The 15760-nt window shown below is 50.6% G+C and carries 10 protein-coding genes; 2 read left to right on the forward strand and 8 right to left on the reverse strand.

Translation table 11 applies throughout. The annotated features are described in order from the left end of the window. Positions 1 to 36: 36 nt before the first annotated feature. From SIB58_RS10625 to SIB58_RS10640, 4 genes are all read right to left on the reverse strand, one after another. Complete coding sequence (locus SIB58_RS10625) at positions 37 to 1590, reverse strand: DUF1254 domain-containing protein (RefSeq protein ID WP_067325940.1); 1554 nt, start codon at positions 1588 to 1590, stop codon at positions 37 to 39. 37 nt (positions 1591 to 1627) lie between these two features. Beyond that, positions 1628 to 3205 (reverse strand): DUF1254 domain-containing protein, encoded by a 1578-nt coding sequence (locus tag SIB58_RS10630; protein ID WP_082823328.1) that lies wholly within the window; start codon positions 3203 to 3205, stop codon positions 1628 to 1630. Between the two features lie 259 nt (positions 3206 to 3464). Next, complete coding sequence (locus tag SIB58_RS10635) at positions 3465 to 4529, reverse strand: DUF1254 domain-containing protein (RefSeq protein WP_067325943.1); 1065 nt, start codon at positions 4527 to 4529, stop codon at positions 3465 to 3467. Positions 4530 to 4722: 193 nt separating this feature from the next. Beyond that, positions 4723 to 4944, reverse strand: coding sequence for a hypothetical protein (locus SIB58_RS10640; RefSeq protein WP_066906988.1), 222 nt, complete (start codon positions 4942 to 4944; stop codon positions 4723 to 4725). Positions 4945 to 5632: 688 nt separating this feature from the next. Between SIB58_RS10640 and SIB58_RS10645 the strand changes: the two genes are divergently transcribed. Together SIB58_RS10645 and SIB58_RS10650 are read left to right on the forward strand one after the other, a co-directional pair. Beyond that, a complete protein-coding gene (locus SIB58_RS10645) occupies positions 5633 to 6883 on the forward strand; it encodes a bifunctional cobalt-precorrin-7 (C(5))-methyltransferase/cobalt-precorrin-6B (C(15))-methyltransferase (RefSeq protein ID WP_067325949.1) in 1251 nt (416 codons plus the stop codon). Between the two features lie 33 nt (positions 6884 to 6916). Further along, a complete protein-coding gene (locus SIB58_RS10650) occupies positions 6917 to 7039 on the forward strand; it encodes a hypothetical protein (RefSeq protein ID WP_255355636.1) in 123 nt (40 codons plus the stop codon). A gap of 464 nt (positions 7040 to 7503) precedes the next feature. On the opposite strand, the gene SIB58_RS10655 is transcribed toward SIB58_RS10650, so the two are convergent. From SIB58_RS10655 to SIB58_RS10670, 4 genes are all read right to left on the reverse strand, one after another. Beyond that, the gene (locus tag SIB58_RS10655; protein WP_067325951.1) at positions 7504 to 11556 is read right to left on the reverse strand and encodes a hypothetical protein; all 4053 of its coding nucleotides are present in this window, start codon (positions 11554 to 11556) and stop codon (positions 7504 to 7506) included. Positions 11557 to 12234: 678 nt separating this feature from the next. Then, positions 12235 to 12477 carry a Nif11-like leader peptide family natural product precursor gene (locus tag SIB58_RS10660; protein ID WP_066906975.1) on the reverse strand — a complete coding sequence of 81 codons (243 nt, stop codon included), beginning with the start codon at positions 12475 to 12477 and terminating at the stop codon, positions 12235 to 12237. 182 nt (positions 12478 to 12659) lie between these two features. Next, on the reverse strand, positions 12660 to 12920 hold the full coding sequence (locus SIB58_RS10665) for a Nif11-like leader peptide family natural product precursor (RefSeq protein WP_066906972.1): 261 nt from the start codon (positions 12918 to 12920) through the stop codon (positions 12660 to 12662). A gap of 204 nt (positions 12921 to 13124) precedes the next feature. Then, positions 13125 to 13463 carry a hypothetical protein gene (locus tag SIB58_RS10670; protein WP_156486601.1) on the reverse strand — a complete coding sequence of 113 codons (339 nt, stop codon included), beginning with the start codon at positions 13461 to 13463 and terminating at the stop codon, positions 13125 to 13127. Positions 13464 to 15760: the final 2297 nt, after the last annotated feature.

Here is a 15760-nt window from a genome sequence, read left to right on the forward strand (position 1 = left end):
GAAACTAATCAGCCCGCGTGTGAGGTTGAAACTTGGTCAGACCTTTTCGATATCCCCGAGTTTCCAGGTGCGGTCAAACCACTCCTGCCCGGGTCCGTAGAGACGGAAGATGCCGAACCATCCCTTGCCTGGAACAGTCTTCACCCAGTTGGCCTCCATTCCGACAGGTGCTTGCGGGCCGAAGTAGAGATCAATGCTGCCATCAGCATTCTTCACCATGTCAGCGTTACGCTTGTTGTTCTTGCTGGGATAGGGCATTTCGCCGGTCTGCAGCATCGAGCGGGTCTGCGGGTCGTAGACCACAAACGACCAGAATTTCTGAGCCGGAGGGTTGGCCGGAATATTCAGTTTGTAGGTGTTGGAACCATTGAGATAAGCGCCGCTGCCGTCCCTTGAACTGAAGGCGTACTGGGAACCCACACCCGGAATTTCCAAGGCCATGGCCGGTGTATTCACCGTGGCCAGATAGAAGAACAACGTGCGGCCATCCATATCGCGGCCACCGTTACCCTTATCCACCAAATATTCGTGACTGCCACCAGGGAAACCGGTTTGCCAGTAACCGGCCTTGCCGGGGTAGATGTAATTCTTGGGATCCTTCGGTCCGAACAGAATCGAACGCGCTGTGGCATTACCAATGGCGACCGCCTCGGTGAGCAGGGCCTTCTGCTCCGGGGAAGGGTTGAAAGGCTTGCCTTTCTCAATCCCGATCGACGATGCCATGCCGAGCAGTTCAGGCGAGAACAGATCAGAAGGCTCGCGTTGAATCACCTCATCAAGCTCCTCATAGAACTTGAAATTGTTGGCATGAATGGTGTTCGTTTCCCAATCCGTGAGGTTTTTGAAGTTATTGGCTGGAGGATTGGCTCGCTCTGAATAGGGATAGACCTTCAAGCCACCCTTGAAAGCATTTCTGGCGGTGTCTGTCTTGCCCTGATCATCCAGAAAACCTCGCAGGATCAACCAGTTGATCTTGCTGGGAGTGTTGGCAACGAAATAGCCCTCGGTGTTGGCAGGAGCTGTCTGCCCTGGACCAACAATCAGGTATTTTCCGCCCTTGCCTTTATCGGGGCCGGGACCACCCATATCCACCACAAAGCGGAAGAAGGCATCGTTCACTGTGCCGGGGCCGGTACCAGCAGGCACCTCAACCACGATGGGTCCCTTGGAGAGATCAAGGAAGGCAGTGGCGTAAACCGTGTCGGTATTGCCGGTTAGCCAGAGTGATTTGGAACTCATCAGCTCTTCAAACAAACCGATATCCCGGTTCACCTGCATGCCGTAGCCATCACGGTGCCCCACGTAGAGCATTTCGAGCGATGCCGCCGGCATGAAGTTCAGGAAGGTCTGCACACCACGACCAAGATCCACCTGACGGCGGGCCTTGGCCATGGTGTCGTCGTCGGGGAAACCATCGAAATAGTTGAACGTACCGATCCGTGTCTGCACCCTGTCAGGCGTCAATACATCCTCAGGAATGGTGGTGTTGTAGCCCTTGGGGACGACATCAGCGGCCTGCAAGGCTGAACCGCTGCAGGCAAGCAACAATGCGGAAAAGAGAGCGGAAGGGAAACGAGTTAGAGGAGTCATGGTTGAGAATGAATCGTGGTGTTGATGGGTTCAGGTCTCAACCGATAGGCTGAATGTCGTTGAGCTGCCAGGTCTTGTCGAACCAAGGCTCCAGCGGTCCGTAAAAACGGAAAATTCCAAACCATCCCTTACCGGGAATGGTCTGAATCCAGTTGGCTTCCTTGCCCTGCGGCGCAGTAGGACCGAAGTAGAGATCAATGCTGCCATTGGCGTTGACCACCATGTCTTTGTTGCGCTTGCTGTTTTTGCTGGGCAGCATCTGGGGCGTTTGCAATTCAGAGCGCGTCTGGGGGTCGTAAACCACCATCGACCAGAAATCCTTGGCCGGCACGTTGGCATCCACCGTGAACTTGTAGTTCTTACTGCCATCGAGATAGACGCCATCGGCATCAGTCGCCACCACCCCGTACTGGGATCCGGCACCGACCATCTTCAGCACCATGGCAGGGGTGTTGACGGTGTAACCCCAGAAAAAGTTGCTTCTGGCATCAAGGTTTCTGCCGCCCTTGCCGCCATCGATGAGCCATTCATGGCTTCCGCCGGCAAAAGGACTGAACCACTGCTTGTCCTCATAGAAGTAGACGTCGCGATTACGAGGCTTACCCATGTCGGAGCGCACATAGGCGACTCCCACCTGCACAGCTTCCTCGAGAATCCTGCGATCCTCAGCACTGGGATTGAAGGGTTTGCCTTTTTCAAGTCCGATCGCCGAAGCCAGTCCGAGCAGTTCTGGGTCAAACAGATCGACCGGTTCACGCTGAATCACCGTGTTCAGCTCTTCAAAGAAATGGAAATTATTGGCATGGACCGTGTTGAAGACGAGATCGCCTCCTTGCACAAAAGTCATCGCCGGAGGGTTGTCTTTCAGTGAGAGCGGATAAAGACGTACGCCATTTTCATAGTTGGCAACCGCCTGATCAGGCTTGCCTTGATCATCGAGAAAAGCACGCATGATCAACCAGTTGGAGTAGCTGGGTGAACGAAACACGAAATAGCCCTCGGTGTTCGCGGGCTCTGCGTCGTCGGGACCAAGGATCAGATACTTGCCTCCTTTGCCCCGATCTGGGCCGGGAGCACCTGTATCGGCCACGAATCGGAAATAGGCATCATTGATCGTGCCAGGGCCGAGGCCGGCTGGGATTTCAATCACCATCGGCCCCGTGTCCTTCAGATTGAAGAAGGCGGAGCCATACACCGTGTCGGTATTTCCGGTCAGAAAAAGTGGATTGGAATTCAGCGGGGCCATCAACATGACCTTCGTGTAGTCGTCGACCCCCTGCTGCGCATGACCAACACGCATCATCTCGATGCTGGCAGCCGGCATCAACGTGAGAAACGTCTCATAGGCGCGGATGAATTTGAGGTAATCAAAACTGGCGTCTACCGTGGCGGCATCCGGCATGCCGTCGAAAAAGCGAAACGTGCCTGCACTGGTGTCGACCTGATCAGGCGTGAACAGCTCAGCGGGAATTGGCGTGGTGTAACCCTTTGGGACAGAACCTGAAGCGTTGACAGCGCTCTGTGCAAGGACTGGCGTGCTCAGACTGGCAGCAAACGCTGAAGCGAGAAAAACAGCGGAAGACCTGGTGCAGAATCTGCTCGCGAACCCTTTCATTGACTGCCGAATTAGCGTTCTTTTTTTGTTTAAAGAAAATCAGGTGATGCGACTGCGCAGCAAAAAGAAATTCGCCCAAACGGGATCAGGGGGAATTCTGGCTGCATGCCATCCGGCAAAAACCACAAGCAAAAACGCGTGTGGACATCATCCACACGCGCTCTGCCAAATGGTTTTTTCGCCAGCAACAAGGACCTTACTCAGACAAAACTGCGTCGATCCAACAGAAAAGTCATAACACAAAGCCCTTGGGCGGCATTCATTTTGCCGGTTTGAATTGAGGAGAAGTCCACGAACCATCAAAGTAAGCTTTCGTTGGTGAGTAGATGCGAATCGCGGCATTCCATCCCGGATAAATATCAAGATAATTGTCTTGATTTTTATCACCACCAAGATGAATCACATACTCTCCTTGCTCATTCTGCTTGGCAAAAGCACTGTTGATATTATAGTTTTCACCAATGGAAAATCCATCCTTATCATAGATAGTCACTGACCAGAACGCCCGCGGATCAATCGGAACGTTTTTTAGAGTCAGCGTCTGAGGCTCTGTCGAGTCAACGACCTTCGGAAATGGATAAACAGCGCCTTCCTTAGGGAGGCCGCCCCAGCCGATGGCAACCCCGAAGTTGCGCATTTCAGGACTGATCTGCCCTTTTTTGCCAAAAGCCATTTCCGATGTGATCCCCTCTGGTTGTCGTCGCGCGTTGTAGTCAGCGCGCAAGGCCAGAATTTGCTTCATGTCGTACTTGTGACCCACAACAAATGAGCCCTTCTCGCTCTGCTCAAGCTTGATCTGGTCCTGAACAGCAGCTGCCTGCTTGAGATCTTCGGGATCCTGCATGTTCACCTGAGTCCGCACAAAAGCGAACACATAACGACTACCCATGGAATCCTTGGTGAGGGTGTAGCGCCCCGGCTTGTCACTGATCAACGGGATCCAGTGTTCATCATCCACGACCTCGAGAATCTGATAGCGATCGGTGTCGGGCAACACCACAGTGGCCGGACTGTTGAGATCCAGCACAGCGAAGGAATAGAGCGTATCGAAATTGGGCCGCAGAATCGAACGTTCTTTTGGATCCTGGGCCGTCTTTTGGTGGAAGAACACACCAACGCCATCACTGCAGGTGCCTTTGGCGATCTTGCGCACATAATCGGCAAGGATCACTTCGGTTTCCGCAAAGGCATAGTTGGCTTTTGTGACCGGAGTCACCACCGTGGCGGTCTGTTCAACAGCAGCTTCAGGACAGCTTTGGCCGCTCGACGCCAACCTGACGCTGCCCGCTTGGCCGTTGAGCCCCGTCAAGGCAGCGCATCCCATAGCTGAAGCAAAAAGAAGCGAGGCTCCGCGGCGTAAAGACTTGCTCACAGACAGTCGTTGTATGAACTATGGACCTACTAGCAATGCTGTTGATCGCCCGCAATACAAGGCCTGACGACACGAGTGGCCATCATCAGCATTGCTAGCGCCCTGACGATTGAAAGCAAAAACCTGACTAACAACCGATCCACTTTCAATCCAGGGAAAATTCTTTTACCAGGCTCAGAAGATCACGCATATCTCCCTCTGACAATCGGCAGACATTTTCAACCCATTTTTCCATCATTTCTTGAATTTCTTCGCCCTGAAAATCGTCACTAAACGTGGAGTGAGCTTGCTTCAACATCACTCCAATATCTTTATGAGGCAACCACCAGTGAACGCTGGAAATCCGATCGACCCGACTCGATGTCATTCGAGATCAATCGCAAAAGTTTACCATAAGAATTCAGAGCATTGACTTAAAGTTGAATGCATCGATGGCAAGTAGTGATTGATGCGGGCGCTTGGGGCACAATTAACCACTGCAGCCATACTCAAGATGGCAAGCATCAAGTCATCAACTTGACGCTGATCAAATGATTGCTGATCAAGCGTTATGGGCAGCAGATTCGGTTGTTCCGAGAAGCTCAGCCAACCTTGTGGTGTCTCTTGCAAAACTGATCGCACCAGCCATTGTCATTGAGATTGGCTGAAAAGCATGGAACCAACGATCAATCGCTTCATGCTCTTCATCGCGACATTCAGACAGGAATTGAATTAATCTCAGATCCATTGCGCCACAAAATCTGGGAGAATGATGCAGGCAACTTTCATTCAACCTTGATCAATTGTTGCTGTGCAGAAGCCCAAAATGTATCTGGCAGAAGTGATTGAGTATTTATTCCCCAAAACCATAAAAAGCAGCAGCAATACTACTCGGCAATCAGTGTCAGCCATTGTTCTGGGAACAATGAGAGACAAGCGCAACAGCAAGGGACCACACTGCATGGATGGATGTCAGTGAAATGGCCTTGGCGACCGGGACCTGGGCCGCTTCTGTGGTGAAGACTGCCAACGAGCTCTGAACTGCAGAGGATCGGCGCTGGCATGAGAATGGCAGCATGATTGATGTGATCGGTACCGATGCAGGTGCCCCTGACTCGCTGCCAGAAGCACTCCAGGCCTTGGTGCAACAAGCCGATCTGATCGCTGCGCCGCAAAGAATGCAACCAGCGCTGAAGCAATGGCTGAAATGTGACTCCTCAGCGAGGTGCCTCAACAGCGACGAGCCGATCAGCCTCTGCCAGAGCCTGAGAGCCCTCGGCTCAGACCAACGAGGAGTGGTGCTGGCCAGTGGCGATCCGCTCTGGTTCGGTATCGGCCGGATCCTGATCGAACGTCTGGGGCGAGAGAGTCTGCGCTTTCACCCCGGTCCATCCTCACTGCAACTGGCTTTTGCTCGATTGGGGAGACCCTGGCAGAACGCGGAATGGATCAGCCTGCATGGGCGTGATTCAGCTCCACTGATTCAACGGCTACAACAGCGCCCCTCCGCCCTTGCTGTGCTCACCGATCCCAGCCGCGGCGGGGTGAATGATGTGCGTCGCATCCTCGGCAGCAGCGGGCTGGAAGCGAGTTACGCCCTCTGGCTTTTTGAAGCACTGGGCCACAATGATGAGCGCGTCCAGCGTCTTAACCCAACGCAGGCCACCCCGTCTGATCTCAATCCCTTGCACCTGGTGGTGCTGCTGGCAGAACCTCCTGCCGCTCCGATTGCAGACACTTTGCCTCTGTTCGGACTCGACGACGGTCTGTATCTGCAACACCACGACCGACCTGGGCTGATGACCAAGCGGGAAGTGAGAATCCAGCTGCTGGCTGATCTGCAGCTGCCTCAACAAGGAGTGCTCTGGGATCTGGGCGCTGGCACCGGCAGCGTGGGTTTGGAAGCACTGAGACTCCGGCCGCAACTGCAACTGTTTGCTGTGGAACAACGCAGCGGTGGCGGAACGCTGATTGAGGCCAACGCCAGACGACTGGGAGTGAAACCAGCAGCCGTGATAGAAGCCAGCGCCCTGTCTGTTCTCGAAGAGTTGCCGGCACCCGATCGCGTGCTCCTGGGCGGGGGTGGCCGCCAGCGATCAGAGCTCTTGCAAGCCGTGATCCATCGCATGAACCCGGGTGGCGTCGTTGCCATTCCGATGGCCAACGTTGAGGCTCTTGCAGAACTGAAGCCAATCCTGAATCACGCCAGCTGGGCCATTCAGATCAACCAGCAGCAGGCCTATCGCGGTCAACCTCTGGCGGATGGCACCCGGTTGGCACCCATGAATCCGGTGCTGATTCTCCGCGGCAGCAAAACGAAAGGCTGACCTGCAGAATCAAGGCCGTTTCAATCCCGATCCATGCCGGTGCAGAAGGAGAAGCAGGTCTCGCCCCTGCGCATGAAAATCACGCTGCTGATCGCTGGATTCGGCCCACTGCTGGCTGTCGGACTGTTTTTACAGTCCAAGGGATTCTTCGGCTGAACATGACCAAGCTGCACTGTCACACCATCAACCGATGAACCATTGGCAGGAACGACAGAAAGTCTCTAAGAGCAAAACATCACGACAAAGCACCCAAGACTTAGCCAGTCGCATGTCAACGCTGAGGAAAGTTCTTTGCTGGTCTGGGATCGATGAATCTGATCGGGGAACACACTGTTGAGGTCTACAGCAAAAGGATTGGAGCCAAGAGGGGCCGACCAATCAATGAAAAGACAAACGATGCACAGGAAATGAAGCGTCGTGGGGTCTCAGTTCAGCCAATGAACGTCACCACCTGAACGACCCAGGAGTAGGTGGAGCCACTGGAGTTTCAGAGCCAACGTTCTGACAGGGCTCAGTTGGTCAGGAAGCCAGTGGCAGCACAGCACCGCAGTAATCAAAAACCCCGCACTAAGCGGGGCTTCATCTAGTTGTTTTAGTCATCATGAAGTCTTCAACGACTGTTAGACCATCTCAATCACTCCAGCTGGTGTAGACGTTGACCGATAGGTTGCGTCAGCTCCCACGGCCTCAAGCGGATCACTTATCACTGGTTGCCCAGCGATGGATGCTGGGATCGGATCGACCTCAAGAACGCTGAGTGTTTCAGGATGAGTGTTGAACTCATTATTGGAATTGATGCCATTGGGCTGAGCCGCAAGCAGATTTCTCGAATGATTCGCAGACCCTTCACTGAGACCGGCATCTGGATGCATTGGAGTCCAGTCAGAGCTGTCTGCATCTGCATTGGTCATTGTCTCACCAGTTAGAGAATCAGTACCTGCTTTTAATTGCGGTCCGGTGCCGGTGACATTGTTAGCGGGTTCAACAGTGTTTCCAGTGAGTGAATCAACCATCATTGGCTGATCAGCTGACGCAGAGGCAGAGGTAGTTGTTGGCTCAGCATCAAATTGGGTGAGCGGGCTAACACTTGGATCGACCTTTTTAACCTCTTCTACTGCTGGCTTGGATGGATTGAGCTCCGGCTCAATAACCTGATTGTCTTTGGTGATGACTGTTGGATCACCCATGATGTTTCGATAGCTAACGATTGCTTTCTTGCTATCACCTTTAATGAGGTTGACCTCTTTTTTTGTTCTATCGATAGACACTTTGTGCCCATTTTCTAGGTGCGAATCTAAACCATTAATTACTACAGTGTCTCTTCCACCTCGGCCATCGATTGATACTTTCTTGATCGAGTCAACTGTGCTAGGGGCTCCCTCTTTGACGACAAAGCCAACGATGATTTTTTCATCTCCTGCTGATCCTTTAAATGTGGAGCCTTCATTGAACATGATCGTCCTGGTGACTTGATGATTTGTCGTTCGATTCGGATCAGTTGTTGAGTATTTAACTGCAGGCGCTAGCCCTTTCAAATCAATATTGGCATTTTTCCCGAAAATAAATTTTTCTACTCCTGAAACCTTGTCATCCATGACGGTGTTTGTTTTGGCTGGTTTATCAAATTTGAGAGTGACTTTTCCATTCTCAACCCTTGCTTTTAACGCATGCTCGATATTGGCATAGCTGACTGTGTCGATGCCTTCGCCCCCTTTGACAATATCCTTGCCAAGACCGGGTTGAATGTAGTCATCCCCTCGCCCTGCATTAATTGTGCTATTGCCTCGATCGCCTTGAATCACATCATTGCCTTGAAAAGTGTCAACTACCAAGTTCGTTTTGTCAGTCAAGCCTGCACCGTAATCTCTTTGAATTGCCACTCGATCATTGCTGTTTCCAGTTTGTGGATCTTGAGCATTATTTTTAACGAACAGCCATTTCGTCTGAGTTCCCATTCTTGCGGAGATAAAGCCATTGCCAGCTTCTTGCCTGAATTGAATGAAACTATTGAGATAGGCGCTCTTATTCTCGATGTTCTCCATCTCTTTTGTCTGTTCTTTTGTTAGCTTGAAGAGCGAAAACTGCTTAGCCTTATTGTCTGCTGTTCTATTGTTAAAATCTCTGTTGTTGACAGATATAATTGCTTGCCCATTTTTTACACTTTCCCATTTCAGCAAGGGATCAAGTCCTGGTTGGAACTCGATCGTGTGAGTACCAAGGCTGAAATTGTTGTGAAGAGGGCGCGTTCTTACATCAGTGACCTGAATGGGATTTGTTTTCAGCGCTTCTACAAAGTGGCTCTCTACCCGCTGTTGTTCTTCGATGGTTGCCTCTCTGTCTTTGAGCTCTTTCTCGATACGGCGGTCTTCTGATATTTCGCTCCCGATCCCCTTCGTTACATTAAACATCAGGCTTGCTGGACCTGTTGTGGCGCCGGCCTGACCAGCTGCTTGGAGCAGTGTGGAACCCCAAGTCTGTATAAATCCTTTCCTGCTATTTCGGATCTGCTGCTCTGTCTTCACAGAATAGACTTTTTGCATAATTCCTGAAATTCCATCTCTCCATTGTTGCCAATTTTGAATTTCACTTGTGACGCTATTTTGGCCATTAAGCTGCATCCCTAAGAAGATGACATGAGACTTGTTTGGATCAAGGTCGATGGTTTGCCCAACGATGTTGGCCTCATTCTCTTTAACCACAAAAGATTTTGACCTCACTGCGATGCTCGTGGGCTCTTTGTGTTCTGCTTGGGTGAATTTACCTGAATTATTGAACGCATTACTACGGTCAACGTTGTGATCAGTATTGTGAGTACCGACTTGAACTGTTTCGCGCTGCATATCAGGTGCTGTGCGGTTGTCAGACTGGCGGTAATTATCGATTTTGATTTCAATATATCTGCTGTTAATGTTCTTTGTTTTTCCTGCTGAACTAGACGACTGTGCTTCGTTTCCTAGGGCATCAGTCGACCTTATCGTCACTGAATTTTTATCATTCTTGTGAGCTAGTGACGACAGGAATGCGCCTTGTGCCGACCCGCGTCCCCCTTTGTTGGATTCCGAAGTACCGCCCCATTCTCTTGTGTCGGAATCATCAATCTTGCCGCTACCTTGTGCTGCCTGGCCTCCGCCATAGCCAGCCTTCGAGCCTTTTCCTGGTTTTCCAGTGTTGCCTTTATTACTTTTGTAGTTAAAGACGTCGTTTGCACGTGGATACTCTCCGCCCCCGCCAGCTCCAGGCCCAATTCCGCCCTCACCTAGCCCGGCACTATTCGGTGCGTTGGAGCCTTTTTTACCATGGTTGTCTCTCCCGCTTGAGGTTAAAAAATAGGGGTCAACTTTCCCTGGAGCACCACCATCAACTTTCTGGTTACCGAAACTATGATTGCGATCATTGATTCCGCCACCCCTAAGGCCATGATCGCCTCGGTCGGCGGTTCTGTGCACGGTTCTGGCGCCGCTCCCCGATCCTGCGATGTAATAGGAGCCACCTTTTCCATTAGAGGCAATACCTGCTCCATGACCACCCACCACTTTGTTTCCTTGGACGACGCTATTGCTCCATGTCAGGTGGCCGTTGTAATGAAGCACTCCTGCTCCTGTCCCGTATCCACCGCCGCCGCCGCCATTTTTTGCAGCATCTTGACCTTTCGCGGTTGTATTAAAGATATTGATATTTGATGCTTCTACTCGAAGATCTGGCTGCTTGTCAACATCGTGCTTGTTTGCGTATTCGTATTCTCCGATGGTGAACGCCGAACCATTACTTTTACGCTTGATTGAGACATTTTTAGAATCATAAGTATTGATTTTAACGTCACCATGCGTGAGACGATATCCATTCTTGCTTTCAATTGTCATGCTTTCTTTGAAGCGAATCTCGCAGGCAGCATTTTTTGCCCCTAATTTATTGGCAAGCTCAACAGCCCACCCAAATGAGCCTTCGCGTGTATCTCCAGCATTGTTCGTTACTTCGATGACATGCCTTTGTTGAAGCTTGATCGTTTGGCTGACGCTCTGATTCGTTGATTTATCGGTGGCCTTGACTGTGATTTCATAGGCTGTTGGACCATTCGCTTTGCTTGCCTCTGGAGCAAATGAATCTCCGGTGAACCTCACTTCGCCATTGTTATCAATGCAAAATAGCGCTTTATCATTTCCTTCGATGGAGTATTCAGTGTTGCGGTCTGCTTTCCATTGGCCGACAACCTTGTTTGTGCTGCTGATTAGACCATCACCTTCCAACATGATTTCTGACGAACCTTGCTGTTGATTGCCAGGACCTTTCAGCGAAAGTGCGCTCGAGCTTTGAAAGCCATCACCATTGAGGTCTGCTTTGTGTTGGCCTTCCCGCGCGTAGAGCTCACTGGTGTTGAGTTCCTGAGTCTCTCCGCTTTGAGTCCAGGTTTTTTGGTTTTTGTCGATGCTGTATTTGGTTTCGCGGAATGCTCCGGTATCAGCGTGTTGCCAGATGACGCTGCCGCTGTCACCCACTTGTTCGGCACTGATCATGTGCCACTTCTGATCAACTGCGGTGCTGGCTTTGCCGTCTTGGCCATGAATAACAAAGCTGGTCTCGCCTTGCTTGGCCATCATCGTTTGGTCGCTGGTTTGCTCCAACAATTTGGTTTGGCCAGCTGCATCGAGTTGGAGTTTGGTGTAAGTGACTTCCATTGATCTTGTGTTGGTGTGGGATTGCTCCCGGACACCTGCACCATGTCTGATGCGTTTGTGAGCTCCTGGTTGCGCCCTGGTGCAACCAATGAGCAGTTCTGGTGGAGTCCTGGTGAACGGATCAGACCCATCTCCTAGACAGCGTTCTGCTCTCTCGGATACCAGTCACGCCAAAGATCCCAGTAGAAGGCCTTTCTGGAATGAGATGCAGATATTTCCCAGCACATCTGCCGCCTGGCGGTGCTTGCTAGACATCGAGCAGAAATTTCCTAAGTCCTATGACGCAACAGCACGGACACTGCCCTCCCCCTGCCCCCTCTCCTTGCCTTCAGGGAGTGTTGGTCACAGGCTTGGCACTGAAATGAAGGCATCAGCTGCGGCAGGGCTTCGCAGCACGAATAAATAGCACGAGTGATAGCGATAGGAAACAAAGTCTTTGGCATTTGGATTGCGCGAATATCATTAAAATCAGGGAAAATAATTGTGAGGCTTTATTCGCTGTAACTTACATTTTTGGTCGATTTACCAGGCTACTGCATGGGTGAAATCAGTGACTATTTTGTCGGCAATGATTCTAGATAATGAAAACCAATGTGTAGGCTTTTTAGGGGTGATTGAAATAAGAAAGCACCCCTGTCAATGCGGAAGGCTTTTGAATGTGTAGGCTTGCTGATTGGATCATTCTGGAGCCGCTTTGAATATGGATCTCCAGATACAGCTCTGTCTACAAATTCCACCAGCCACGCCTTCCAGCTCATCTTGTGAAATGTCGGTCTGAATGTCATCAGCTGAAATCGTAAACCCCACATGTTTAGCTATTGCAACCACTGCATCAGAATCGGCTGCAGCTTTTAGCTTCTCCTGAACGCTGGTGTCAGCTTTGACTTTTTCTAGAAAGGCTTTGAGTTGCTCGTCTGACATAGCTATCGGAAGTCTTTAGCGGTTATAGCAACGACATCTTGAAGCGTCTTTAGCTAATAATTGCTGCGCTAAATCGTGCCAAGCACTGAAGGCTGATTTGTGGGATTACTGGCGAGATTGAAGAAATAAAAAGCCCCTGAGGTTACAGGAGCTCTTATGAGTAAATTAATGAGTAAACTTATCTAACACTCATAAATCGAGCAAAAACACCCACAGCTGCCGGTGCCACAGGTATGGCGCCCGGTGCCACCTCCAGCCGATCCTTCCAGCTCCTCGTTAGAAATCTCTGATTGAGCGTTCAAGTCATCGACAGAGATGCTGAAGCCAGCATCTTTTGCAATCGCAAGAACTGCATCTGAATCAGCAGCGGCTTTGAGCTTATCCTGAAGACTGGTGTCAGCTTTGACCTTCTCAAGAAAGGCTTTGAGTTGCTCGTCTGACATGGGTATCAGGTCTGTTCAGCAGTCATAGCAACAGTCGGCAGTAGGCAATAAAAAGCCCCGCTGTTGGCGGGGCGTGATTGATGTGAGATTTTTTGTCGGGAGATCGATAGCGACTACTCAACGCCCCCTGCTTTTCCCTTTCGGGTCTTGTATTGCTTTCAGCCTCGCTTTCACGGCTTCAGGCTTCCCGACAGGAAATGCAAATCAGAACCTGAGTTGGATTCCGAATCCAGGGTGACGATACCTATAGCCGTAGCCGTAAGCAGGAATCACACGCGGATAACCATACATCTCGCGGTTGTAAACCCTGCCAGCATGACGCCAATCGCGATTATATACTCTCCTATAATGATTAAATTCGCGAACATCATGGCGGAAATCTCGACGAATTCTTCTTAGCTCATGATGACGTTGATGACTGTAATGATGATGGTTATTAGCTTCCGCAGCCGGTGGGGCAACAAACATTGAAGCGCCGATAACAGAAGCGGCAGCGATGGAGGAGAAGAGTTTCATTGATCTGATCTGGATAGTGGAGGTCATCCCTCCTGGACCTCTTCACCATCTCCTAAATCGATCTGAATTACATCACCCAAAGGAGTGAACATCAGCTGATAGTTCTATGAGGACGGGGATCAACTCACGCAGAAGCCTGTGACGCCAAGGCTCCAGGGGAGTAATCCTTTCCGGAGCGCGATGCAGGCATATCCCTGTGTATCGGCCATATGGCTGTGATCACTGAAAACTTGGCAGAAATATCTAAAGCCCTATTCCCTCTCTGCACTGACGCAGAAAGCCCCTCATACCCCCTCGTGTTGCCTTTGGGGAATGTTGCTCAAGGGCTTGCCACTCATCTGTGCTTTTTCGGTCGGCGTCGGTTGACTAATTTTTTGAAGCGAACGGGGCCATGCAAGGTGACGTGCCGAAACTCCTCAAGACTCTTTAAGGCATGAAAGATGAGGACTCTGCAGCCGTTTGGCTCCAACCCAAAAATTATGGCTGGACATCCTGTGACACCACCTGGTGAGCAAGCTATGAACGCTTATGGAGCGTCATGACATTGGGAACATGATCCGAAGGGTGTCAGAGATGAATGTTTTGATCCTGCTGCTTGCAGTTGGGGGAGCTGCCTTTCTTCTTCTTTTCAAGGAGGTGGCCCAGCATTCCAGGGGCCATAACCGCTGTGTGTCCATCAGCAAGAAAGCACTCATGGCGAAAGGGTTGGCCGAGCCTCGTTCGCATGCTGTGGCTGTAAGCGAATGCAATGGCAACCCAAATTTTCTAAACAATTAACACCTCAAGTCATATGGCTGGACAGTTGCTATGGCTGAGCTCTGGCTATGGCTGAGCTCTGGCTATGGCTGAGCTCTGGCTATGGCTGAGCCGTAGCTGAAGCGGCTTAGCGTGCCCGAAAGTGAGTTCTTAAGTGAATCTCTAGCAATCAAATCCTCTCCCACATAGACATTGTCAGGTTCTATTAACCAATGAGGTTCTTGGGCTGAAATCCGCTGATTTGCTCTGGCCAACAAAAGGCTTATCAGAGCACCAAGCCCTTAAAAGAGGCTGCCTGTTGAGCCCTGATGGGTCGACATCGGATGGGAGCACGCAAACTTCACAGCCCTGCAGGACCAGGACAGCCCTCAAAAGAAGAACCAGAGCATGAGTTGATGAACTTTTTTGCCTGACTTGCTCTGATTAACCTCTACCAGGATCTTTTTTGACCTTGAGAGAGCGCTATGAGGCCTTCCGAGAAGCCTTAAAGCACAACAGCAAGACGCATTGACCTCAACCCCTTGAATGACCAGTAGAACCTCGTGTAAGACAGATGTGAGCTGGAGCACAGAAGATGACAAAGAAAGAGGCAAACACCTACTTCATCAAGGAAGTCATCTCGATGGCTGACAAAGAACACTGGACTGATTCTTTTCGAGTCAGATTGGCTTCCAGGATCTTACTTGGGCGTGCATACAAACCTGAATGACCGCCTATCACCCTCTCCGTTGCGCCTCAGTCAATGCTCACCATTGAGCAACTGATCAGGACTGAGCGCCTCGCTCACTGCCTTAAGTAGCGCTTGGTGATGCTGATCCATGGGAGTCACATCAACGATGTGACAGGAGTTCAATATTAAGATCGCGCCAAGTATTTGCCCGGCGTTCGATACTTTGCAGCCCCATTCGAAATAACCAGGCCAAGTATCGAAAGCATAACCTCCCATCAAAATTGTTTCATAAATGATTGATCCAGATTAAGAGTCGTTCTCTTCTGGATCGAGCTACGCAGATCTGATCATAACCATCAATCATCACACCATCGGAGACTGCAACGTCGTTAACTGAATCTTGTTTGTTATTCCATTGACTCTCAGCTGCACTGAACCAGGCAACGAGCATTCAATACATTTAATTTAGGCTCAGATGATTACTTAGGGAGACGACACCCGGACATCGCAAGCATTTCCGGACCCATACATGAAAGGGTGTCATTTAGACAAGGGATCAGATCTCCCTTTCTGCAGCGGCCCAGGGGAGCAGAAGCAGCACCTGCAGATGCTCAGCAGCATGAATAAAGGAGGGACCAGCCCAATCGAAGCGAAGTAAGGAGATCTCACTCGAGAACAAAACCATAGCTGCAGAGATTCGCAGAACATGGCAATAAAAAGCTGCGATCGTGCATGAGTTGAACAAAGATACGTGCTCAATATTTTGTTTCAGTTTTCACGTTTCTACTGAATCAGCAACCCATTTGGAGGATTTATATCAAGACAGCTCAGCGCAAGGTGACCACAGACAAGCCCACTGACGACTCACGCCCTCTTTAATCTGCTGGATAGGACCCAG

Source organism: Synechococcus sp. MIT S9504, assembly GCF_047497135.1.
Taxonomy (GTDB): Bacteria; Cyanobacteriota; Cyanobacteriia; order PCC-6307; family Cyanobiaceae; genus Synechococcus_C.